Source organism: Streptomyces sp. A2-16, assembly GCF_018128905.1.
In the GTDB taxonomy this organism is placed as follows: domain Bacteria; phylum Actinomycetota; class Actinomycetes; order Streptomycetales; family Streptomycetaceae; genus Streptomyces.
This window is the reverse complement of sequence record NZ_CP063808.1, coordinates 970,187-992,418: the sequence shown is the minus strand read 5'-3', so window position 1 is coordinate 992,418 and position 22,232 is coordinate 970,187. Positions and strand designations below refer to the sequence as shown.

Annotated in this window: 13 protein-coding genes; 3 read left to right on the top strand and 10 right to left on the bottom strand. The window is 72.4% G+C overall.

The annotated features are described in order from the left end of the window. Positions 1-80 precede the first annotated feature (80 nt). A complete protein-coding gene (locus IOD14_RS04740; protein WP_212669718.1) occupies positions 81-1,109 on the top strand; it encodes an LPXTG cell wall anchor domain-containing protein in 1,029 nt (342 codons plus the stop codon). A gap of 104 nt (positions 1,110-1,213) precedes the next feature. On the opposite strand, the gene IOD14_RS04735 is transcribed toward IOD14_RS04740, so the two are convergent. The 9 genes from IOD14_RS04735 to IOD14_RS04695 form a co-directional block, all read right to left on the bottom strand. Continuing rightward, on the bottom strand, positions 1,214-2,995 hold the full coding sequence (locus IOD14_RS04735) for a GMC family oxidoreductase (RefSeq protein WP_123991157.1): 1,782 nt from the start codon (positions 2,993-2,995) through the stop codon (positions 1,214-1,216). Between the two features lie 40 nt (positions 2,996-3,035). Next, positions 3,036-4,649, bottom strand: a complete 1,614-nt coding sequence (locus IOD14_RS04730) for a succinic semialdehyde dehydrogenase (RefSeq protein ID WP_212669717.1) — start codon at positions 4,647-4,649, stop codon at positions 3,036-3,038. 127 nt (positions 4,650-4,776) lie between these two features. Further along, on the bottom strand, positions 4,777-5,706 hold the full coding sequence (locus tag IOD14_RS04725; protein WP_212669716.1) for a serine/threonine-protein kinase: 930 nt from the start codon (positions 5,704-5,706) through the stop codon (positions 4,777-4,779). A 46-nt stretch (positions 5,707-5,752) separates the two neighbouring features. Then, positions 5,753-6,682 (bottom strand): DUF3710 domain-containing protein, encoded by a 930-nt coding sequence (locus IOD14_RS04720; RefSeq protein ID WP_212669715.1) that lies wholly within the window; start codon positions 6,680-6,682, stop codon positions 5,753-5,755. Positions 6,683-6,721: 39 nt separating this feature from the next. After that, positions 6,722-8,302 carry a serine/threonine-protein kinase gene (locus IOD14_RS04715; protein ID WP_212669714.1) on the bottom strand — a complete coding sequence of 527 codons (1,581 nt, stop codon included), beginning with the start codon at positions 8,300-8,302 and terminating at the stop codon, positions 6,722-6,724. Between the two features lie 75 nt (positions 8,303-8,377). Beyond that, complete coding sequence (locus tag IOD14_RS04710) at positions 8,378-10,042, bottom strand: serine/threonine-protein kinase (protein WP_212669713.1); 1,665 nt, start codon at positions 10,040-10,042, stop codon at positions 8,378-8,380. Positions 10,043-10,100: 58 nt separating this feature from the next. Further along, entirely contained in the window at positions 10,101-11,864 is a 1,764-nt protein-coding gene (locus IOD14_RS04705; protein ID WP_212673201.1) for a serine/threonine-protein kinase, read from the bottom strand. Between the two features lie 213 nt (positions 11,865-12,077). After that, positions 12,078-15,083 (bottom strand): protein kinase, encoded by a 3,006-nt coding sequence (locus IOD14_RS04700; protein WP_212669712.1) that lies wholly within the window; start codon positions 15,081-15,083, stop codon positions 12,078-12,080. 174 nt (positions 15,084-15,257) lie between these two features. Then, a complete protein-coding gene (locus IOD14_RS04695) occupies positions 15,258-17,498 on the bottom strand; it encodes a serine/threonine-protein kinase (protein ID WP_212669711.1) in 2,241 nt (746 codons plus the stop codon). Positions 17,499-17,849: 351 nt separating this feature from the next. Between IOD14_RS04695 and IOD14_RS04690 the strand changes: the two genes are divergently transcribed. Continuing rightward, a complete protein-coding gene (locus IOD14_RS04690; protein WP_212669710.1) occupies positions 17,850-18,893 on the top strand; it encodes a serine hydrolase domain-containing protein in 1,044 nt (347 codons plus the stop codon). Between the two features lie 97 nt (positions 18,894-18,990). Here the strand turns inward: IOD14_RS04690 and IOD14_RS04685 are convergent, their stop codons facing one another. Further along, positions 18,991-20,697 carry a glycerol-3-phosphate dehydrogenase/oxidase gene (locus tag IOD14_RS04685; protein WP_123991149.1) on the bottom strand — a complete coding sequence of 569 codons (1,707 nt, stop codon included), beginning with the start codon at positions 20,695-20,697 and terminating at the stop codon, positions 18,991-18,993. Positions 20,698-21,010: 313 nt separating this feature from the next. Between IOD14_RS04685 and IOD14_RS04680 the strand changes: the two genes are divergently transcribed. Beyond that, positions 21,011-22,228 (top strand): nucleotide sugar dehydrogenase, encoded by a 1,218-nt coding sequence (locus tag IOD14_RS04680; protein WP_123991148.1) that lies wholly within the window; start codon positions 21,011-21,013, stop codon positions 22,226-22,228. The last annotated feature ends 4 nt before the right edge of the window (positions 22,229-22,232 follow it).

The following is a 22,232-nucleotide window of genomic DNA, read 5'->3' as shown; positions in this document are numbered from 1 at the left end:
CCCCACCCGCGCCCCACACGCGGAGGCCTCCCCTGACGCGTGCTGCGGACAGCGCAGTACACCTGACTTCCGAGGTCTTCATGAAGCTTCGTCGTGCACTGGCCGCCGCGGCCGCGACCGCCGCGATAGCGCCGCTGGCCCTGTTCGCCGCGCCGAGCGCGTTCGCGGACGAGTCCCCCACGCCGACCGCGACGGACAGCACCCCCGCCGCCGACACCACCGCGACGGACCCCGCGAGCACCCCGGCCGACCCGGCGACGACCCCGGACGACCCGGCGAGCACGCCCGCGAGCAGCAGCCCGTCCACGGGCGCGTCGAGCTCGGCCACCACCAGCAGCAGCCCTTCGGCGAGCGCGTCCAGCTCGGCCACCACGAGCAGCAGCCCCTCGGCGAGCGAGAGCGGCGAGCCTGTCGACGAGTGCGAGGTCGACGAGGACGGCGCCCCGGTCTTCAACGACAGCGACAAGCTGCACAGCTCGCTGACCGGTCTGCCCGACAGCATCGTGGCGGGCAGCGGCTGGACGAACTTCAAGTTCAACGTCAGCAACTCCGGCGACGAGACGATCAAGGACATCCAGCCCTTCGTCGGTGTCGGGGCGGTCGACTGGAACTTCGAGGAGGACTACAGCGACCTGGTCACCGTGCAGGTGAAGCAGGGCGGCAGCTGGGTCGACGTGGCCACGCAGTTCGGCGAGGGCGGTTCGTTCAACGCCTTCTCCCTCGACGGCGGCGACTCCCTCAGCTACCAGCTGCGGGTGAAGGTCGACCGTGAGGTCCCGAGCGCGATCGGCATCGCCATCGGTCTCGCCGAGTACCAGGACGACAAGGGCTGCTGGATCTCCGACGACGAGAACGCCGGCATCTACTACTTCGAGGTCCTGCCGGCCGGCTCCGACCCGGGCAAGCCGAACGACGCCAAGCCGCAGACCGGCGGCAAGGGTGCCATCTCCGACGTCAACGACGTGGACGTGGACGGCAAGCTCGCCGAGACCGGTTCGAGCTCGGCCCTTCCGGTCCTCGGCCTCGTCGGCGGCTTCGCCGTCGTCGCCGGTACCGGTGTGGTCTTCGCGGTCAAGCGCCGCAAGGGTGCCACCGGCGCCCACGCCTGAGTCGTAGGGCCGTAACAGCCGTACAGACAGCTTGACGCAAGAAAAAGAGAAGGACCTGTGCTCGGAGGGGGGTGCAGGTCCTTCTCTTTGGTTTCTTTCGGGTGCTACGACTTCTTCGGCACCGTGGGCATGCCCAGGAACGGCAGCTTCAGCGCGCCGAAGGCCTCCGCCGGGACCGCCGGTGAGGCGGGCTCGACGGGGTTCAGACGCTCGTAGGCCTGGCCCTGCGCCGGACGCGGGTCCCGCTCGCCCTTGTTGGGCCAGTACGACATCGCCCGCTCGGCCTGCGCGGTGATCGTCAGCGACGGGTTCACACCGAGGTTGGCGGAGACCGCGGCGCCGTCCACGACCGAGATGCCGGGGTGGCCGTAGAGCCGGTGGTACGGGTCGATGACGCCGGTCTCGCGGGAGGAGCCGATGGGGCAGCCGCCGAGGAAGTGGGCGGTGAGCGGGGCCCCCATCAGCTCGCCGACGTTGGAGCCGGGGAAGCCGTTGATGTCGGCCGCGATCGCGGACGCGGCCTCCGAAGCGGCCCTGATCTGCTTGGGGTTGGGGGCGCCGTGGCCCTGGCGTGCGGTGAGCAGGCCCTTGCCGACGCCGTCCGGTTTCAGGTACGTCGTCAGGGAGTTGTCCAGCGACTGCATGACCAGGCCGATGATGGTCTTCTCCGACCAGCGGCGGTTGGACAGGGAGCGCAGGACGAGCAGCGGGTGCCTCGCGGCGTTCGCCAGCCAGGCCATGACCCTCGACGAGCCCTCGGCGTACGGCACCTGGAGGATCGACAGTCCGCCCATCGAGTTGGAGCCCTTGCCGTAGCGGACCGGCTCGATGTGGGTGTTCTCGTCCGGGTGGATGGACGAGGTGATGGCGACGCCCCGGGTGAAGTCGACCTTCTGCTCGCCGGTGGCCCTGCGGTAGCGGCGGTTGTCGGTCTGCGCGCCGACCAGGGCCTCGGAGTTGGTGCGGGTGAGCTCGCCCAGCCGGTCCGAGAGGTACGGCAGTTGGCCGCCCGCCTTCATGCGGTGCAGCAGGGTCTGGGTGCCGTAGGTGCCGGCGGCGATGACGACCTGGCGGGCCTTGAAGGTGCGGCCCCTGGACGACTTGCGGCGGTCGTCGGTCGGGAGGGTCGCGATCGCGTAGCCGCCCTGCGAGTCGTCCGTGACCGAGACGACCGTGGTCATGGGGTGCACGACCGCGCCCGCCTTCTCGGCGAGGTGGAGGTAGTTCTCGTTCAGGGTGTTCTTGGCCCCGTGCCGGCAGCCGGTCATGCACTCGCCGCACTCGATGCAGGCCTTGCGGGTGGGGCCCGCGCCGCCGAAGTAGGGGTCCTCGACCTGCTCGCCGGGGCCTGCCTTGCTCCTGCCCTCGGCGTCCTCGCCGTCGCCGAAGAAGACGCCGACCGGGGCCATGTGGAAGGTGTCGCCGACGCCCATCCGTTCGGCGGCCGCCTTCAGATGGACGTCGGAGGGGGTCATCGTCGGGTTGAGCCGTACGCCGAGCATGCGCCTGGCCTGGTCGTAGTACGGCTTCAGCTCCTCCTGCCAGTCCGTGATGTCACGCCACTGGGGGTCCTCGAAGAAGGGCTTCGGGGGGACGTAGAGGGTGTTGGCGTAGTTGAGGGAGCCGCCGCCGACGCCCGCCCCCGCGAGGACCATGACGTTGCCGAGCAGGTGGATGCGCTGGATGCCGAACATGCCGAGCTTGGGCGCCCAGAGGTAGTTCCTCAGGTCCCAGGAGTTCTTGGGGAGCGTCTCGCGGGTGAAACGGCGGCCGGCTTCCAGGACACCTACGCGGTAGCCCTTCTCGGTGAGGCGAAGAGCGGTGACGCTGCCGCCGAATCCGGAGCCGACGACGACGACGTCGTAGTCGTAGGTGTCCTGTGCCACGTGCTCTCCTCGTCGAGAACGTCGTCTGGAACGGGTGTCTCTACTTGAAGCGGAGCGCCTTCATCAACCGCAGGCTCCGGCTCATGAACTGCGCGTACTTCTCGTCGTCCATGCCCAGCGAGGGCGCCATCGGCAGCAGGCGCTGCTGGGCGACGGTCTGGGCCTCGGTGTACTTGAGGATGCCCTCGGAGCCGTGGCGGCGGCCGAGGCCGGAGTCCTTCATGCCGCCCATCGGGGACTGGACGCTGCCGTAGGCGGAGGCGTATCCCTCGTTGACGTTGACCGTGCCGGCCCGCACCCGGGAGGCGATCTCGCGGCCCCGCTTGCCGTCCTTCGTCCACACCGACGAATTCAGGCCGTACGGGGTGGAGTTGGCGAGCTCGACCGCCTCGTCCTCGGTCTTGAACCGGTAGATGGACACGACCGGGCCGAAGGTCTCCTCGGCGCACACCGCCATGGGCTCGGTGACTCCGTCGAGAATGGTCGGCTCGAAGAAGTAGGGGCCGACGTCCGGGCGGGCGACACCACCGGCGATGACCTTGGCGCCCTTGGACAAGGCCTCCTCGACGTGCCGGGTGACGGTCTCCAACTGCCGCTCCCCGACGAGGGAACCCATGTCCGCGCCGTAGGCGAGGGACGTGCCGAGCCGCATGGCCTTCGTACGGGCGGCGAAACGCTCGACGAACGCGTCCGCGATCGACTCGTGGACGTACAACCGCTCGATGGAGATGCAGAGTTGGCCGGCCGAGGAGAAGCAGGCGCGGACGGCTCCGGCGGCGGCCTTCTCGAGGTCGGCGTCCTCGAGGACCAGCATGGCGTTCTTGCCGCCGAGTTCGAGGGAGACGCCGACCAGACGGGCGGCGGCGCCCTGGGCGACCTCGCGGCCGGTGCGGGTGGAGCCGGTGAAGGAGACGTAGTCGGCGTGCCGGACGACCTCGGGACCGACGACGGGACCCTCACCGAGGACGACCTGGAACACCTCGGCGGGCAGCCCGGCCTCGATCAGCAGGTCACGCGCCCACAGTGCGGTCAGGCAGGTCTCCGTGTCCGGCTTCATCACGACGGCGTTGCCCGCGACGAAGGCGGGAAGCGCGTCGCCGACGGACAGCTCCAGCGGGTAGTTCCAGGGGGCTATCTGACCGACGACCCCGCGCGGGTGACGCAGTTCGGTGACCTTGGTGAGGGTCGGCACGGCCCCGGTGTGCCCCTTGGGCTTCAGGTAGGCGGGCGCCTTGCGGCCGTAGTGCCGCGCCGCCACGGCGACCGCCTGCACCTCCTCGTGGGCGTGCAGCCGGGCCTTGCCGGTCTCCAGCTGGATGAGGTCGAGGACCTCTGCCTGGCGTTCGAGGATCAGGTCGTGGAAGCGGAGCAGGACGGCCGCGCGCCGCCGCACGGGGGTCTGCTCCCACACCGCCTGCGCCGTGCGGGCCGCCTCGAATGCCTTCTGCACGTCCTCGGGCGTGGACTCGGGCAGGTCGGCCAGCTTCTCGCCGGTGAACGGCGTGTGGTTGGCGGTACGGCCGGACCCGGTCACCCCCTTGGTGAGCTGGGCGACCAGCTCCGGGGTGACCACGTCGGCCGCGGTACGGGCGCCCTCCGGGGCGGGGGCGAGGGGGTTCGTGCCGGTCTTGGCCGGGGCCTGCGCGTCCGTCATGAGCCGCAGGGTATTCGGGAGCGGGGACTTTGGGTACCCGTCGGTAACGGGCCCTCACGACCTGCACACACCATGCCAGTGATGACTGGCGGTGAATGCGCTGATCAGGGGGTTGGGCGGGGGACGATCAACCGCGTTCGGGTTTTTTCTGCAGCAGCAGGCCCAGGGCGGACAGGGCGGTGAGGCGCCGGGGTTCGTGGATCGCGCCGGCCTGGTCCGGGGCGTCGGCCGGGGTCAGCACGGGGGCCGGCGTCGGGGCTTCCTCGGCCGCGGGCGCAGCGGCCGTCTCCGTGGCCCACTCCGGCAGTCCGGTCCCGGCGACCTCGGCCAGCACCTCGGCGGCCTCCCGAGCCGTCGGCCGTGCCTCCGGCTCGGGGGCGAGGAGCCGCGTCAGCAGGGGATCCAGGGGACCGGTCGCGCCGCCCGCGATCGCCGCGCGCAGCAGCGCGCCCAGCGACCACAGGTCGGAGGCGGGACCCGCGCCCCGCCCCGAGAGGGACTCCGGGGCGACGAAATCGGCGGAGGCCTCCGTGGCAGTGCTCTGGCCGGCGGCGCCTATGCCGAAGTCGGTCAGGACGACACGCCCGCTGCCCGCTTCGAGAAGGACGTTGGACGGCTTCACGTCACGGTGGACGATGCCGACGCCGTGGGCGGCGTGCAGTGCGCCGAGGACGGCGAGGGCGATCCGGGCGGCTTCGGGGGCCGGCAGTGGCCCATGGGCGGCGAGGGCCGTGTGCAGCGACTCGCCCTCCACCAACTCCATGACGATCAAGGGGAGTTCGTTTTCGAGCAGTACGTCGTGAATGGCAACGGCGGCCGGATGGTCGACGCGTGCGGCGGCGCGGGCCTCGTGGGGCAGCCGGTGCGCGGCCCGCCGCCGTTCCTCGCCCTCCGCGTCCCCGTTCAAGTAGGGCTCCTTGACGGCGACATACCGCTCGTCGTGCTCGTCGAAGGCCCGCCACACGGTGCCGCTCGGCCCGGAGCCGATCCGCCCGGTGAGCCGGTAGCGCCCACCGATCAGACGTCCGTCGGGCGGGTGTTCGCCGTCTTCGCTCATGGCACATGAGTACCGTGCGCGTCATGCCCTTGTCTAAGCGGCGGGCTCAGACACCCGACTCCGGCCACCGCAGCCGGATCAGCGGGTCGTCGGCCGAGGGAGCGGAGGGCGGGCGGACCACCGTGCCCTGGAACGTGGCGTAGGGCCACTCCTCGGTGCTGTCGGGTTCCGCGCCGACTCCGCTCACGAAGCCGCGCAGGATCCACCCCGGACCGTCGTGGCCGAGCACACGCGCGGTCTGACGGTCCTTGCCGGGAGGGCCCTGGACCCGTACGACGGCCTGGAGTTCGGTCCCCGCGGGGCCGAAGCGATCCTCCGCGGAGCCGCCCCGGCCGCGGATCGTACGGGCCAGATCCTCACGGACGGTCGCCCAGGAGGTGTCCCCGAGCGCGCGGAACGCCTGGAGCTGGATCGCCGTACGGCCGCGGATGACGGTGACGCCGACGATGGAGCCGTCCTCGCGGGACGACATGAGCTCGATCTTCAGACCGGGCTCCGTGGGCACCAACAGGCCCCCGAGATCGACCAGTTCGCCGCCCAGGGGGCGACGGTCGTCGCTCTCGTCCCACGGTCCGACGGCACGGCAGCTCTCCTCCGCGGCCTCCAGCAGGGCGTCCACCTCTTCCTCGGACATCGACTCCTCGGCGATCACGGAGGCCAGCAGCCCCAGCAGCCGGTCGAGGGTGATCAGATCGCGCCGTGAGGTCTCCGGAACCGCCGTCGCGTCCCCCAGCAGGGTCCTGAGCATCAGCCCCGCTTCCTCCTCGTCCAGTCCGCGCACCGGACGGCCGAGGTCGCTCCGGCCGTCCTCCGCGCGCAGCATGAGGAGTGTCTGAAGGGCGACGAGCAGCACTCGCCCCGGGGTCGTCCGGTCCCAGACCTCGAACTCCGTACGCTCCGCACTCTCCGGCGCGACGAACCCGTCGCGCCTGAACTGCGCGACCACGGAACGCGCCACGTCGCCTGCCTCGCCCATCCCACCGCCTCCTGAGCCCTTCGCACGGCCGTACCGTCCTCAGAGCTTGTCCACTCCCAGGTTCGCGATCGCCGTCCGGGCCACCTCCCGGCCCCGCCCGGTGAAGTCCCCCTTGCCCGGGTAGCTGACGGTGAGCTTGTACATGTCGCCGGTGGAGGCGCGGTAGTAGAAGATCTGGAGTTCGCGCGGGCGCGGGTTCTGGCTGTCGGTGGTCTTGTAGGTGACCGTGTTCTTCGCGGCCTTGCGGCCCTGGTACGTCTGGTCCTCGGGCCGGGTCTTCAGGGCCGGGGCCATGCCGAGGTCGTATGCGCCGTTCTCCTTGAACGTGCTGTCGTCGTCGTACATCTCGGCCGCCGCGGAGCCCGCGATGTTGTTCGCGGTGTCCTCGGCCTTCCGGTCCAGGCTCAGGCCGATCCATATGCTGCCGCTGTAGTCGGTGTACGTGATCCAGTGGGTCTTGTCCGTCTTACGGTCGGGCGTGGTGGGCTGGTAGTCCACCGGCACCGCCAGCGTCGCGGCGACGTCCTTGGTGTGCTTCTTCGTCCAGCCGTCCGGCAGGGGCCCCGCGAACGGGTCCGCGACCACCAGGTACGCCGCCACCGCGGCCGCGACGACCGCCGCGCCCAGGCCGAGCCACGCCGCGCGACCCAGCCGGAGACCGCCGCGCGCCGGGACCTCCACGGTCCGCACGATCTGTGTGGGCTCGGGGGCGGGCGGGTTCGCGGCCGCCTCCAGGAGCGCCCTGACCTGCGCGGCGTTCGGCCGGCGCGCCGGGTCCTTCTGGAGGAGGCCGTTGATGGCGTCGGCGAGCGGGCCGTGCGCGGCGGGCGGCGCGGGCGTGGCGTTGAGGACGGACTGGAGGGTCGCGGGGGTGTTGCTGCGGCGGAACGGCGAGACGCCCTCCGTCGCCGCGTACAGGACCACGCCGAGCGACCACAGGTCGCAGGCCGGTCCGGGGCGCTGGCCCAGCACCCGCTCCGGGGCGATGAACTCGGGCGAGCCGACGAAACCGCCGGTGTCGGTCAGGTTGGTCTCGCCCTCTATCTGGGCGATGCCGAAGTCGGTCAGGACGACCCGGTCGTGGCGGCCGAGCAGGACGTTGTCCGGTTTCACATCCCTGTGCAGAATGCCGGCCGCGTGCGCGGCCTCCAGGGCGCCGAGCACGTCCAGGCCGATTCTCGCCGCTTCCCGTGCCCCGAGGGTGCCCTCCTGCAGCACGTCGCCCAGCGAACGGCCCCGCACCAGCTCCATCACGATCCACGGCCGCCCGTCCACGACCGCCACGTCGTGCACGTTCACGACGGAGGGGTGGTCGAGCCGGGCCGCGGCCCGCGCCTCCCGCCGCATCCGCTCGAAGGCGTTTCCCCGTTCACGTTCGGGAAGATGATCCGGCACACGGGGTTCCTTGACGGCCACCTCGCGGTCCACCGTCTCGTCCTTGGCCCGCCACACCGTACCCATGCCACCGTGTCCGAGCTTGGCGAGCAGCCGGTACCGGCCCGCGATCAGCCGGCCGACACCGGGTTCCGCCTCCGGCTCGGGCTGAGGCGGTCTGGGAGGTTGCAGAACATAACTCGTCGTCTCGTCGGACTCGTGGCCGACTCCCCCGCTGGTGCTCATGGGTTCATCCATATCGCGCCGGACACGCACGTATCCAGAGGTGATGCATTCCGGTCACACACCCGTGACGTATCCCTAGGGCAGCGTGAACGTGTCGACCGCCACGTCGAAGTACTCCCTGGCCTCCCGCACCTTGCCGACCGGCGCCGACACCCAGACGTCGTACAGCCGCCCGTCCTCCTCCCAGCACAGGTCGTAGGTGTGCCGGGCGCCCTCGGCCGCGCTGAAGCCGTCCCAGGTGAACTCCCAGAGCGCGGCCGGGTGTCCCCGGTGCGTGACCGAGGTGACCCGGCCGTCGCGGTAACCGGGGTTGGCCTCCGGCCCCTTGGCGGCCGCGCGCCGCATCACGCCCAGGGGGCCGCCGGGTTGGGGGTCGGTGACCTTGACGCCGATGCGGAAGGTCTCCCCGGCCGACAGGTAGAAGACCCGCTCCCCCTGCGGCTGACGGGTGAACCCCTCGGGCACGGCGAGCGCGAACCCGGCGGGGTCCTCGGCGACGCGATAGCCGGAGGGGGCGGAGGGCAGGGTAGCCACGGGTGCGGAGGGGCGGGTCGCGCTGGAGGCGGAGGGGCGGGTCGCACCGGGTGCGGGCCCCGCCGTCGCCGTGGTGCCGCTCGCGGGCGTCCCGGGCGCCGAACTGCCGGCATCCGTACGGCCCCCGCCCTCGCCCCGGTCCGACAGCAGCACCGCCGCCGACGCGCCCGCGCCCGCCATCACCGCGACCAGCAGGGCCGCCGTGAGCACACCCCGTCTCGACCGCGCCGGTGCCACGGGCCCGCCGCCCCCCGAGGGCTCCGGCGCCGGGGACCGCCGTGGCGGAAGGAGCCGCCCTGCCGCGGAACGCCGTAGCGGAACATCCCGCTGGGTCGGCGTGTACGCGCGCTCGGGCGCCCGGCGCGGCGGGGTGCGGCCCGTGTCCCGGAAGGCCCGCAGCATCCGCTCCGCCTCCACGGCGTCCAGCCGGCGCTCCGGGTCCCGCTCCAGCAGCCCCCGTACGACCGGGAGGAGCGGCGCGGCCTGCGCGGGCGGCCGGATCTCGTCGATGACGACGGCGTGCAGGATGCCGCCCAACGAGTCGCGGCGGAAAGGCGATTCGCCGCTGAGGGCGGTGCACAACAGCGCGCCCAGGGACCACAGATCGGCCTCGGGACCGGTCCTGACCCCGGACATCCGCTCGGGCGCGGTGTATTCGGGCGAGCCGACGAACGAGCCGGTCTCGGTGAGGGTGGTGGCGCCCGCGACCTGGGCGATGCCGAAGTCGGTGAGGACGACCCGGCCGGTGCCGGACTCGACGAGGACGTTGGCGGGCTTGATGTCCCGGTGCAGCACCCCCGCCGCGTGCGCGGCGCGCAGCGCGCTCAGCAGGTCGGCGCCGATCCGCGCGGCCTCGGCGGCGTCGACCGGGCCGTCGGCGGAGATCCGGTCGGCGAGGGAACCGCCGTCGATCAACTCCATGACGATGTACGGCCGTTCGTCCTGCTCGACGACGTCGTGGACCACCATGATGTGCGGGTGGTTCAGCCGGGCGACGGCACCGGCCTCGCGCAGGGTGCGCTCGCGCTGGAGCCGGGCGTCCTCGGCGGAGAGTGTCTCGTCGAGCGGGATCTCCTTGACGGCGACCTGCCGGCCGAGCAGTTGGTCGGTCGCCCGCCACACCACGCCCATGCCACCGCGACCGATCCTCGCCTCCAGGCGATAACGGCCCGCGATCACACGGAAGGTGTCCCCCTCGGTCCCCATGAGCCCCATCATGCCGCAGCGGACGAACCCACTCCGGGGCGGTGACCGGCCAACTCCGTCAGTCGTGCGTCTCGCTCCAGCCCTGGAGCACCGCCGTGAACTGCTTGCTGGTGGTCGGCCAGCTCGACGCGGGCGCCGACATGTAGATCGCGTACTCGGCGCCGTCCCGGGACATGTACGTCTCCTCCACGGCCCGGCGCGGCCCGGGGAAGGCGATGTCCTTGGCCAGCGCGGTCCAGGTGTACTCCCACCGGGCGCCCGGACGGTCCCGGTAGGTGTTCTCGACCATGCTCACGCGGTGGTAGTCCTTGAGCCCGTCGATCTGCTTCTCCAGGTCGATCTGGTGCTGGAGGGGGTCGTCGAAGTCCGGCGAGGTGTCGACGGCGACCCGCAGGAAGTGCTTGCCCTTGTCCGGGGAGTAGTCGATCTGGGTCAGGCCGTCGGCGGGAGGGCTGAAAACCGTGCGCTCCCAGCCCTCGGGGAGCGAGACGCTGAAGCCCACGGGGTCGTTGTACCGGGTCCAGCCGGGCCGGCCCGCGTCCGCGCTCGCCGTCGGCGTGGTGCTGGGCGAGGTGTCCGACGAGGCGGACGTGCCGCCCTTGTCCCGCCCCTCGTCCCACTTCTGCAGCGCGACCACGGTCCCGGCGCTGACGATCGCGGCGAGCGCGACCACGAGCGCGACGGAGCGCAGCCGACGGCGCCTGGGCGGGGCCGTCGGACCGCTGCCAATGTGGTGCGGGGGGCCGATGGTCGTGGGGCCGGTGGCCGGCGGGTACGGCGTGCCCGAGTGGTAGGTCGGGCCCGAGCCCGAGGAGTACGCCGGGCCGGTGGCCGAGGGGTACGACGGACCCGGACCCGAGGGGTAGGACGAGCCGCCGACCGGTGCGCCCGGAACCGGAGTTCCCGGAACCGGTGTGCGCAGCCCACTGTGGGAGCCGCTGTGCGCTCCGGGCTCGTGGCGGGAACCCACATGTTGCGTCGGCACATAGGCCTGTGCCGCGTTCGGCCGTCGGCCCTCCGCCGCCTCGGCGAGCATCTGCTCGGCCTCGGCGGCGTCCGGCCGCGCGGCGGGGTCCTTGTGCAGCAGGGCGGCGATGACGGGCCCGAGCGGGCCGGCTTCGCGCGGTTCGGCGGGTTCCTCGTCGACCACGGCCTGCATGGTGGTCAGCGGGGTCGTACGGCGGAACGGCGACCGTCCCTCGACCGCCGTGTACAGCGTGGCACCGAGCGCCCACAGGTCGGCGGACGGCCCGGGGTCGGCACCGCGGACCCGCTCGGGGGCGAGGTAGTCGACCGAGCCGACGACCTCTCCGGTGCGGGTGATCGTGGTGTCGCCCTCGATCTGGGCGATGCCGAAGTCGGTGAGCAGGACACGGCCGTCCTGGCCGAGGAGGACGTTGCCGGGTTTCACATCCCTGTGCAGGACGCCGGCGGAGTGCGCGGCGCGCAGGGCCCGCAGCACCCACAGTCCGATCCGGGCCGCCTCGCGCGCCTCGATCCGGCCGTCCTCCTTGACGGCGTCGGCCAGCGAACGGCCCTCGACCAGCTCCATCACGATCCAGGGCCGGCCGTCGTGGTCGAGCACGTCGTGCACGGTGACGACGGCCGAGTGGTTGATCCGGGCGGCCGCACGCGCCTCCGCGCGGGTACGGGCGAGCAGGACGGTCTGGTCGCTCTCGGAAACATAGAGCGCGGCGGTCAACTCCTTGATCGCCACGGCCCGGTGCAGCACCTCGTCGTGGGCACGCCAGACCCGGCCCATGCCGCCCTTGCCTATCGGGTCGGCGAGCCGGTAGCGCCCCGCGAGGAGCAGGCCCTGCATCTGATTCACGTTTCCCCGCAATGCTCTTGACGCAGTCAGACTAAGGACCGGCCCGCGCCGAGGGGAACCAGGGGGGCGTCAAGGAGACCTCACTGTGACGGTTGTCGCTTCCGCGAAGGACGAGTGAACCCGCGGCGCCTGTACGGCGTCCGTGAGCCGCTACGGCGTCCGCGAGCCGGCCGGAGTCCGTCCAGCCGCCCGCTGCCGCGTCCGTCAGCCGGTCACCTGATACGTGGCCGACGCCTGCTCGTACAGCCGGGTCACCTCGTCGCGCTCCGCCTCGGGCCCGCGCACCTGCACCACGTGGTACTTCCCGCCGATCAGGATCGCGAGGTTGCGCACGTACAGCTCGCGTCCGTCGTCGGCGGTCCAGGTGAACTGCCCCTCGGCCATGCTCCTGGTGCCCACCTGGATCGACTTCAGCCCGGTGGCCGTGGCCCAGCTGGAGTCGCGGTACGGCTGGAGCTCGGGCTCCTTCTCCCGCTGGTAGACCATCGGATCGCCGCCGTTGGCCGTCGCGGTGTCCCGCCCGGGCACGACGATCAGCTCGAAGCCGCCCTTCGAGTAGACCACCTGACCGCGGCCGTTCCTCGGGGTGCGGTCCCAGCCGTTGGCCACCGCGATCTTGAAGCCCTCGGCGTCCGTGCGCAGGGTGAAGCCGTCGGCGACCTCGGGCCCGGCGGTCTGGGTCTCGGCGGCTCCGCTGGACTGCGACGGCTCGGGGGTGGTCGGCTCGGGTCGGGGGTCGCTGCCGGCCTCCGGGGACTGCGCCGGACCGGCCTGGCTGGTGGAACCCGTCTTCCGGGCGGCGCCGTCGTCGGGGTTCGACTTCGGCATGAAGTACATGGCGTACGCGATCGCCGCGGCCATCACCAGCAGGATCAGAAGCAGCAGATTGCGGCCGAGGCGGCGCGGGGAGGGAGCGGCCTCGTCCCGGGCCCGCTTGTGCCGTCCGTGCGTCGCGGGCAGGCCGGCGCGCCGCCTGCGCACCAACTCGCCCCGGCGCCGCACGATCGGCAGCCGGCTCGCGTCCACGGGCGGTGCGGCGACGACATGGGCGCCGGCCTCCGGCTCGGGGGCGGACCGCACCAACGACCGCAGCCAGCCACGCAGTTCCTCGAAGTCCAGCCGCTCGGTCGGGTCCTGCCGCAGCAACGACTCCACGACCGGCCGCAGCGGACCGCACTCCTCCGCGAAGGCGGGCGGCTCGGCGCACACCAGCTGCACCAGCTCGGCCGTCGACTCCTCGGGATAGGGCGCGTGCCCCTGGACGGCCCGGAACAGCAGCGCCCCGAGCGCCCACAGATCGGTCGCGGGGCCGATGGGCGCGGCGAGCTGCCAGTTCTCGTGCACCGGGCCGGCCTGTTCCGGTGCCCAGCGCTCGGTGACGGGTCCGACCACGGCCATCCGGGCCTGTCGTGCCCGCTCGGCGGCGAGCGCGGTGGTGGGGCCGCGGCGGGCGGGGGCATCGGCCGGGGGGAGGTCCTCCCAGCGGGTGGGCGCGGATGCCTGCTCAACGGCGGGCACGGCGTCCGGAGCGGGCACCTCACCCGCGGATGCCTCGCCCCCACCACGCGGCACAGCCCCGTGCCAGGGCGCGGGCCGCACTCCGTAGGGATCGGCTATCCGCCCCGGAGCCACGACCCCGGGCACCTGCTCGACGCCGTCCACGACCGGATACGGGGGCTGCGCAAGGCCGTTGACCGACGGCCCCGACGACTGCGCGCCGCCGCCCAAGGGGTACGGCGACTGCGAACCGCCGTTGGCCGACGGATACGGCGACTGCGAACCGGAGTTGCCGGACGGGTACGGCGACTGCCCCACCCCGTCGGCCGACGGGTACGGCCGCTGCTCCGCCCCGTTGCCCAGGGCGTACGGCGACTGCGATCCGGGATCATCCGACGGATACGGTGACTGCGGCCCGCCGTTCCCCGAGGGGTACCGCGGTTGCTCCACCCCGTCGGCCTGTACGGCAGGGTGGGTGTCCTGTGTGCGTGAGGTGGGGTCGGCTTCCGGTGCCGGGCGGGCTCCGGGCAGGGCGGCCCTGCTGTTCTGCGACTCCTGGACCCGGGCCGCGGCCCGCGCGCCCGCGCGATACGCGGCGATCGCTCCCGCCCGCGCCGCCCGGACGTCCGTACCGCCGTCGGGTTCCCTGCGGACGAGCTCGGCGGACGCCCCGGTCCCGTTGGCCGCCTCGACCCCGGCTCCGGGCAGCCCCCGCGCCTCCCGCGCCTCGATCGCGGCCCGCCGGGCCGCCTCGGGATCGCCCGCGCCGAAGGTGAGCGCACCACCCGGGCCCGGCCCGGCGTTTCGGGCGCCCAGCCCGAAGGCCGCGTCGGCGGCACCGCCCCCGAGAGCCGTACGGGCGCCACCCGCCCCGCCGGACACCCCGGCACCACCAGCCCTGCCCACGCCGCCGAGCCCACCGCCCGGCCCCGTCGACTGCCCCGGAACCCGGTGTCCACCAGGCCCTGCGGATCCACCAAGTCCTGCGGGTCCTACGGGTCCACCGCGCCCGTCGGCCCTACCGGGCCCACCGCCCCGGGCGTCAACCGCCCCGGCACCCGGCTCCCCGCCACCGGTGCCCCATTCGCCCGCCTCGATCGGCACCGGGTCGTAACCGCACAGTGCCTCCTCGGCCGCGCCGACCGCGAGGCCGGTCAGCATGACCCGGCCGTCGTCGCAGACGAGCACCGTGCGGGCGGTGATGTTGCGGTGCACCCAGCCGTGCGCGTGCAGCACCCGCAGCGCCATGAGCACGTCGGAGGCGACCTCGGCCGCCCGGTACGGCGTCAGCGGCTTCTCGGAGAGCAGCGCCGCCAGTGACCGCGCGGAGACCAACTCGCTGACGATCCACAGCGAGCCGCCCTCGGCGAACACGTCGAAGACCTGGTCGAGACGCGGATGGTCGGGGATCCGGGCGGCGGCCTGCGCGGCCTCGACGGCCCGCCGCACGGCGGGTTCCGTGGGCCGGCGCGCACCGCCCCGTCCCGAGGGTCGCCGCGCGCTCCGGGGATCGCGGGCCGTGAACCCTTCGGGCAGTCCTCCCGCGTCGAGCACTTCCGCCTCGACGACCTCGGGCAAGGGCACCTGCCGGACTAGGACTTCCTGCCCGCTGTAGGTGTCGAAGGCGCGCGTCTCGGTGAGTTCGTACTCGTCGGACGGGGGCAGCGGCAGGCGGTAGCGGTCGGCGAGCACCCGACCCGCATAGTCGTCCACGTTGCCTCCCCCGGCCGCCCGGTTGGTCAATTCCGTTCGCCTCGTGGCCCGTTCCCTGTCCGAACCTGGATGCGGACGGTCCACAAACACTCACGATACGTGCCGGAGGCAACCCGCAAAGAGGGGATGACAGATCTCACGGCGCAATCGCAGAACCCTTCACCGCACGACGCGTCACGACTTCGGTTCGAAGGTACGAGCGAGCGTCTGCCATGTGTCCTTGCGCAGCTCAGTGCCCCAGTTCGCGGCTTTCGCGGTGTACATCAGCGCATATCCGAGATGGCCGTTGACGACGAATCCACGGTCGATCGTCCGGTACTTCGTGCCGCTCTCCACATAGGTGAACTCCCAGTCGGCCGTGTTCCAGCCGCGGTAGCTCACCTTCTCTATTCGGATCTTGGTGTATTGCGAGCGGGTCATGCCGTTTTCCTGGTTCTCCCAGTCCGCCACCGGGTCACCCTTGGGCGTGCTGGTCCAGGCGACCAGGAGTCGCTGCCCGTCGGGCCCGGTGAACCGGTCGCCCGCGGAATCGCTGGTCCGGAACTTCCACCCCTCGGGCAGCCCGATCGAGTACCCCTGGCTCCCCCGGTGCGTCGAGGCCACGGCACCGTCACCGGCGGAGCCCCCCGAACCGGAGGACCCTTCCGAACTCCGGCCGCTCTCCTCGGTGCTCGGCGTGTTCGCGGCTCCCGCGCCCGCCTCCGACGAGGGGGACCCGCCGGTGGATCCGTCGGTCCGGGTGCCCCCGCTCTCGTCCTCCTTGGTGTCGGCACTTGCGCCCGTGCTCGCCGTCGCCTTGGTGCCGCCGCCCTTCGCCCCGTCGGTGCCGTCGTCCCCGCCGAGCGTGAGAGCCAGGACGATGCCGATGACCACCGTCGCCACGACCACCGCGATGATCACCAGCGTCCGCCGCGGCACCACGTCGGTCAGCGGCGCCCTGGGCACCGGCCTCGGCGCCAGGTCCGGCGGCGGCGTCATCACGGGCCATCCCGAACTCCGCCCGTCCGAGACCGCATTGGCCTGCTGCGTCTTGCCGTCCCGGACCCCGGCCGCCCCACTCGAAGCCGAGGCCGACGTCGACGCGGAGGCCGACGTCGAGCCGGACGCGGAACCCGACGTGGAGTCCGAGGCCGGAACCGCCCCCGAGGCCGACGACCCACTCGCCGCGCCCTTCCCCTGGGACGTGGAGGACGCCGAAGACGGCGGAGAGGCCGAAGAGGCCGGAGAGACAGAAGACGCCGGCGAGGCCGAACCCGACGGGGAGGCCGAAGCGGTCGAAGCGGCCGCGGCAGCCCCGGAAGCCTGAGCGGGCACCTTCCCGCCACCCGAGGGCGCCCCACCCGAGCCGGCCCCACCGGACGCCTTGCCGTCCGAACCCCCCTTACCGCTCCCGGACTTGGTGCGGGACGCAGCCGCGGACGTCGCCGCCGCCCCGGCCGCCTTCCGCACAGAACGCAGCGCTCCGCGCAGCCGCTCCCCGCCCGCACGCTCCTCCGGCTGCGCCGGCAACGGCACCACCCGGGTCGCGTCCGCCGGCGGCTCCGGCTCGGGCTCCTTCGGCGCGGGCGCGTGGATCACCGCGGTGAGCATGGCCCGCGCACGGCTGTCGTCGAGCCGCTGGGCGGGGTCCTTGGTGAGCAGGCCGTAGATGACGTCCTTGAGCGGTCCCGCGTTCTTCGGCTCCTCCAGCGGCTCGGTCATCACCGCCGTGAGCGTGGCGATCGCGGATCCCTTGTCGTACGGCGGGGCGCCCTCGACCGCCGCGTACAGCAGCCCGCCGAGCGACCACAGGTCGGCCGCGGGTCCCGGCTTGTGCCCGCGGGCCCGCTCCGGGGAGATGTAGGAGGGGGCTCCGACGAGCATGCCGGTGGAGGTGATGGACGGATCGCCCTCGACCTGGGCGATGCCGAAGTCGGTGAGCACGACCCGGCCGTCCTCGGAGATCAGCACGTTGGAGGGCTTCACGTCCCGGTGCAGGATGCCCTCGCGGTGGGCGGACCTGAGCACGTCGAGAATCGCGAGGCCCACCTCCGCCGCCCGCTTGGGCTCCAGCAGCCCGTCCTCCCGGATGACCTCGGCGAGCGACTTGCCCTCGACGAGCTCCATCACGATCCACGGCCGGTCGTCCTCGTCGACCACGTCGTACACGGTCACCGCGCTGGTGTTGCGGATCCGCGCGATCGCCTTGGCCTCACGCAGCGTGCGCGTGATCAGCCGGCGCTTCTCGTCGTCGTCGATGCTGGACGGGAACCGCAGTTCCTTGACGGCCACCGTCCTGCCCAGGGTCTCGTCCTCGGCGCGCCACACCGTGCCCATGCCACCGCGGCCGAGCACTCCTCCCAGCCGGTACCGGCCGGCGAGGAGACGCTCGCTCTCGTCCTGCCGGGATGCTCCCGCCCGCTCCGCGTCCGACATGCGTCCCCTCATGAACCCGCCCTGACAGAGCCTCCATTGTCCCTCACCCGACAAGTGCCCGACGCCCAGGGTGCCCCTGGCTCCGCCTCGCCCTCGGCGGGGCCCGGCGATGTCGGCACACAGGTCCCGTCGGCCCGCGGCCTTGCTCGACGCACAGTTCCCACCCGCTCACAGCTCACGCACCCCCGGACATCCCGAACGCCCCAATCCCCCTTCCTCGCACGGCCCCCGCGAGCCCCTCGCACCCCTGGACGCCCGCCCTCCGCCGGCACGGCACCCGCACCCGGCGGACCGGGTGAACGTCCCGCTCCGCGACCCTGGATGATGGCCTCCGACAAGGGAGGATCCGCGATGCCGCCGCTTCGGGCACTACTGGCCGTCCCGGTCTCCCTGGCGCTGCTCGCCCTGGCCCCGGCAGCCGCCTCCGCCCCGTCGACCGCACCCACGGACGCCCTGCTGCCGCTGCTGGTGGCGCGGGGCGGCGCTCCCGCAGCGGCGCTCCTGGCCAGGGAGCAGAGCGGGAGCCGTTACGCCGAGGCGGGTCCGGGAATCGCCCGCGCCGACCACTTCCGGGCGGGCAGCATCACCAAGACGTTCGTCGCCACGGTCGTCCTCCAACTGGCCGCGGAACACCGCCTGAAGCTGTCCGACACGGTGGAGCAGCACCTGCCCGGCCTGGTGCGCGGAGCGGGCAACGACGGCCGCACGCTGACCCTCAGGGCCCTGCTCACCCACACCAGCGGGCTGAGCGACTTCACCAGGGACACCCGGGGACTGGTCCCCCTGACTCCCGATCAAGCCGTCCGCATCGCGCTCACCCACCCTCCGGCCGCCCCCGGCCGCTACTCGTACTCGAACACCAACTACGTCCTGCTCGGCATGGTGATCCAGCAGGTCACCGGCGACTCCTACGCCTCCGAGGCCGAGCGTCGGATCATCGCCCCACTGCGTCTGACGGGCACCTCCTTTCCTGGTTCGCGCACCCTGCTGCCCGCCCCGCACGGCCGGGCCTACACCACCGGGGGATCCGAGATCACCGAGCTCGACCCGCGGGTGGCCGGGGCCGCGGGCGAGGTGGTGAGCACCCTCGCCGACCTGGACCGCTTCTACGCGGCACTGCTCGGCGGCCGGTTGCTGCCCCCGCACTGGCTGCACGAGATGACGGACACCCGCACCGCACACGGCCTGTACGGCATGGGGTTGTTCCCGGTGAAGCTGCCGTGCGGCACGACGGTGTGGGGGCACAACGGCCGCATCGCCGGCAGCTATGTGCGCACCGCGGCCACGGTCGGCGGCCGTCGCGTCCTCACCTTCCGTGTGAACACGACGTCGGTGGCAGACCCCGACCTCGAACCGGCCCTGCTCGCCGCCGAGTTCTGCCCCCGCACCTCGTAGAACGAGCTGGTTCCGAACGAAGATCCCGGCTCACGACACTCGTTCGAGTGATGTCGGCAGACCCCGCTTCCGGCGCGCCACAGCACCAGCACCAGCACTACAGCGGCGCGATGTCCGGCGCCCCCAACCGCGCCGCGTCCGCCGTCAGGTCGTCCGGCTGCCGCTGCGACTCGCGCTCCGCCTCGACCCGCTTCTCGTAGTGCTCGACCTCGCGCTCGATCTGGTCCTTGTCCCAGCCGAGCACCGGCGCCATCAGCTCGGCGGCCTCACGGGCGGAGCGCACACCCCGGTCGAAGGTCTCGATGGAGATACGGGTACGCCGGGTCAGCACGTCGTCCAGATGGCGCGCACCCTCGTGCGAGGCGGCGTAGACGATCTCGGCGCGCAGGTAGTCGTCGGCGGCCTGCAGCGGCTCGCCCAACGTGGCGTCGGAGGCGATGAGGTCGAGGACCTCCTCGGCGAGGCTGCCGTACCGATTCAGCAGATGCTCGACCCGGGCGACATGGAGCCCGGTCCGCGCCGCGATCCGCGCTCGCGCGTTCCACAGCGCCCGGTAGCCCTCGGCGCCCAGCAGCGGTACGTCCTCCGTGACGCACTCGGCGACCCGGGTGTCGAGCCCGTGCACCGCCTCGTCGACGGCGTCCTTGGCCATCACCCGGTAGGTCGTGTACTTGCCGCCCGCCACGACGACGAGCCCCGGCACCGGGTGCGCCACGGTGTGCTCGCGCGAGAGCTTGCTGGTGGCGTCCGACTCACCGGCGAGCAGGGGCCGCAGGCCCGCGTACACGCCCTGGACGTCGTCCCTGGTCAGCGGCACCGCGAGCACGGAGTTCACGTGCTCCAGCAGGTAGTCGATGTCCGCGCTGGAGGCGGCCGGGTGGGCCTTGTCGAGGTCCCAGTCGGTGTCGGTGGTGCCGATGATCCAGTGCCGGCCCCAGGGGATGACGAACAGCACGGACTTCTCGGTGCGCAGGATCAGCCCGGTCGAGGAGTGGATGCGGTCCTTGGGCACCACGAGGTGGATGCCCTTGGAGGCGCGGACGTGGAACTGCCCCCGCTCGCCGACCATCGCCTGGGTGTCGTCGGTCCACACCCCGGTCGCGTTGACCACCTGCTTGGCGCGGATCTCGTACTCCCCGCCCGCCTCGACGTCCTGCACCCGGGCCCCGACCACCCGCTCGCCCTCGCGCAGGAACCCGGTCACCCGCGCGCGGTTGGCGGTCTTCGCACCGTAGGCGGTCGCGGTGCGCACGAGGGTGGCCACGAAGCGGGCGTCGTCCATCTGGGCGTCGTAGTACTGCAACGCGCCGACCAGGGCGTCCTTCCGCAAGGCGGGCGCGACACGCAGGGCGTGACGGTGGCTCAGGTGCCGGTGCCTGGGCAGACCCCGGCCGTGCCCCCTGGCCATCGACATGGCGTCGTAGAGCGCGACGCCCGAACCGGCGTACCACCGCTCCCAGCCCTTGTGCTGCAAGGGGTACAGGAAGGCCACGGGCTTCACGAGATGCGGGGCGAGCCGCTCCAGGAGCAGTCCGCGCTCCTTCAACGCCTCGCGCACGAGGGCGAAGTCGAGCATCTCCAGATAGCGCAGGCCGCCGTGGATCAGCTTGCTGGAGCGGCTGGAGGTGCCCGAAGCCCAGTCACGCGCCTCGACGAGGCCCACGGACAGGCCCCGGGTCACCGCGTCGAGCGCGGTACCCGCACCGACGACGCCGGCTCCCACCACCAGGATGTCCAGTTCGCGCTCGGCCATTGCTGCGAGTGACTCGGCGCGCTGCGCCGGCCCCAGTGTCGCTGTCCTCACCACTGCTGCCTCCAGCTGTAGATCGCACCGGTCACCGTCCGGGGCCGGATCTCCCTTGAGGAGTGGCCCGGTCCGTATGTCCCATGCCCCAAATTCTGACCGGCTTGCCCGACTTCAGCCACCAGTCGCCCTCAGCCTGTGGATAACTTTCACCGCTGCGTAGGCCAAAGCTCACAACCCCACAGGAAGACACACGGAACCAATCCCGTATTTCGGTCATATTTACTCCTAGTCTGACATTGCGCTCGCTCGTCCAGTCCACAGGGCTTGCGCACCTGTCCCGCTTCGGTTACTGGGAAGGACGGCCCACGCCATGCCCGCAGATCTCGCCGTGATCGGACTCGGCCCCTACGGACTGCCCCTGGCCCAGGCCGCTGTCGCCGCCGGCATCTCGACCGTCGGCTACCGCACCGGCCCCGAGGCCGGCTCCCTCAGCCCCGCAGAACTGCGCCGGATGCTCTCGGGAGGCTTCCGCACGGCCGCAGGTCCGGCCGAACTCGGCCGCGTCCGTACGGCGGTCATCTGCGCGCCGACCCCACCGGGCCCGGACGGCCGCCTGGACCTGAGCCAGGTGGAGGCGGCCGCGCGCACACTGGCCACCCACCTGCGCCCGCACACCACCGTCATCCTGGAGTCCCCCGTGCCCCCGGGCACCACCGAGGAGTTCCTGCGCCCGCTCCTGGAGAAGGGCTCCGGGCTGCGCGCAGGCCGTGACTTCCACCTCGCCCACTCCCCCACCCGCGTCGACCCCGGCAACCGCGACTTCACGCCGGCCAACACCCCCAAGGTGATCGGCGGCCTCACGCCCGCCTGCACGGAGTCGGCGGCCGCCTTCTACTCGCGCCTCACCGACAAGGTGGTACGCGCGCGTGGCCCGCGCGAGGCGGAGACGGTCCAGCTCCTGGAGACCAACTTCCGGCACGTCAACATCGCCCTCGTCAACGAGATGGCCGTCCTCTGCCACGACCTCGGCGTCGACCTGTGGGACGTCATCCGCTGCGCGGAGACCAAGCCGTTCGGCTTCCACGCCTTCCGCCCCGGACCGGGCGTCGGCGGCCACGCGGTCCCCCGCGACCTGACCGGCGGCAGCCCGGGCGGCGGCCGCGCCCTGCGCATGGTCGAACTCGCTCGGCAGGTCAACGACCAGATGCCCCGATACGTCGTCCAGCGCGCCGCGGCCCTGCTCAACGAGCACGGCAAGTCGGCCCGCGCCGCCCGCGTCCTCCTGCTCGGCGTCACCTACAAGCCCGACCTCGCCGACCAGCAGGCCACCCCCGCCCAGGAGGTCGCCGTACGTCTGATGGAGCTCGGCGCCTCGGTCAGCTACCACGACCCCCACGTCCCGTCCTGGAGCGTCCTGGACCGCCCGGTACCGCGCGCGGACTCCCTCTACGAGGCGGCGGCCGACGCGGACCTGACGATCCTGCTCCAGCAGCACCGGACGTACGACCTCCAGGGCCTGTCGGTGAAGGCGCAGCTGTTGCTGGACACCCGGGGAGCCACGCCCACGGGGGCGGCGCACCGGTTGTGAAGGG

What these genes read in the sequence shown, in the direction of transcription:
- IOD14_RS04740 (WP_212669718.1), top strand. Translation starts at nt 81, where the DNA reads ATGAAGCTTCGTCGTGCACTGGCCGCCGCGGCCGCGACCGCCGCGATA.
- IOD14_RS04730 (WP_212669717.1), bottom strand. Translation starts at nt 4,649, where the DNA reads ATGACGGACGCGCAGGCCCCGGCCAAGACCGGCACGAACCCCCTCGCC.
- IOD14_RS04725 (WP_212669716.1), bottom strand. Translation starts at nt 5,706, where the DNA reads ATGAGCGAAGACGGCGAACACCCGCCCGACGGACGTCTGATCGGTGGG.
- IOD14_RS04720 (WP_212669715.1), bottom strand. Translation starts at nt 6,682, where the DNA reads ATGGGCGAGGCAGGCGACGTGGCGCGTTCCGTGGTCGCGCAGTTCAGG.
- IOD14_RS04715 (WP_212669714.1), bottom strand. Translation starts at nt 8,302, where the DNA reads ATGAGCACCAGCGGGGGAGTCGGCCACGAGTCCGACGAGACGACGAGT.
- IOD14_RS04710 (WP_212669713.1), bottom strand. Translation starts at nt 10,042, where the DNA reads ATGGGGACCGAGGGGGACACCTTCCGTGTGATCGCGGGCCGTTATCGC.
- IOD14_RS04705 (WP_212673201.1), bottom strand. Translation starts at nt 11,864, where the DNA reads ATGCAGGGCCTGCTCCTCGCGGGGCGCTACCGGCTCGCCGACCCGATA.
- IOD14_RS04695 (WP_212669711.1), bottom strand. Translation starts at nt 17,498, where the DNA reads ATGTCGGACGCGGAGCGGGCGGGAGCATCCCGGCAGGACGAGAGCGAG.
- IOD14_RS04690 (WP_212669710.1), top strand. Translation starts at nt 17,850, where the DNA reads ATGCCGCCGCTTCGGGCACTACTGGCCGTCCCGGTCTCCCTGGCGCTG.
- IOD14_RS04680 (WP_123991148.1), top strand. Translation starts at nt 21,011, where the DNA reads ATGCCCGCAGATCTCGCCGTGATCGGACTCGGCCCCTACGGACTGCCC.